The sequence below is a fragment of the Roseateles sp. P5_E1 genome (assembly GCF_054049335.1).
The window spans coordinates 1-1,139 of record NZ_JBFUMN010000132.1 but is presented as its reverse complement, the minus strand read 5'-3'; the positions used below and the strand labels follow the sequence as shown (position 1 = coordinate 1,139).

Here is a 1,139-nt window from a genome sequence, read left to right as displayed (position 1 = left end):
GTGCAACCCGGTGAAGCCGGCATCGCCGGTGTGTCGATCCGCCTGAGCGGCACCGATGCCTACGGCCAGGCGGTCAACCTGACCGTCACCACCGACGCCAACGGCCAGTACCGCTTCGACAACCTGGCCCCGGCCGACGCGGCCGGTTACACCGTGCTGGAAGTGCAGCCGACCGGCTATGCCAATGGCCGCATCGACCCGCCCACCAGTGGCGCGCAGGCGGCGACCTTCAACCCGGACAGCTACCAGGCCGGCCGCCCGGACAGCCGCTACGTGGTGCTGCTGGGTGCCGACGTGGCCGTGCCCGGTGGCACGATCGGCAGCGTCGGCGCGGTGGCGGTGAACTACAACTTCCCCGAAGTGCGTCGCCCGAGCCTGTCCGGCTACGTGTATGTGGACCTGGACTTCAACAACCAGCGCACGGTGGGCACCGACAGCGCCATCGTCGGTGCCAGCGTGGAGCTGCTGGACGCCAGCACCGGCGCGGTGCTGGCCACCGTGCAGACCGACGCCAACGGCCACTACCGTTTCGACGACCTGGACCCGCACGTGCTGTACAGCGTGCGCGAGCCGTTGCCCAACGGCCCCTATACCAACCGTCCTAGCGCCGTGAACGCCGGCACCATCGGTGGCGCGACCTGCGCCATGGGTACCTGCGTGGCGGGCACCGGCGTGGCCAGTCCGGGCGGACCGGACGCGGCCAACACCGACCGCATCGCCGGGATCGACCTGGGCCGMGGGGCCGATGGCGAGAATTTCAACTTCGGCGAGAACCCCAACGGCAGCTCGATCGCCGGGCGGGTCTGGCTGGACGTGGACAATGACGGCGTCATCGACCCGACCGAAACCGGCCTGGGGGGCGTGGAGATCGTGCTCACCGGCACCGACCGCAACGGCCAGCCTGTGCAGTTGACCACCACCACCGCCGCCGATGGCAGTTACGCCTTCGTCGGCCTGCTGCCGGGCACCTACGTGGTGACTGAACCGACCCAGCCGACCAACACCCTCAACGGCATCACCGTGCCCGGCGACAAGGGCGGCACCGCGACCTCGCCGGACACCGTGCCGTCGGCGATCAACGCGATCGCGCTGGGTAGCAACGAGGCGGCCGCGGCCTACAACTTCGGCGAGATTCCGAT

1 protein-coding gene is annotated in these 1,139 nt (G+C 69.8%); it reads left to right on the top strand.

Features of this window, described 5'->3' with window-relative positions:
• Positions 1–1,139: SdrD B-like domain-containing protein (locus tag ACXJKJ_RS30115; protein WP_457395010.1), on the top strand; the 1,139-nt coding region annotated here is incomplete at both ends.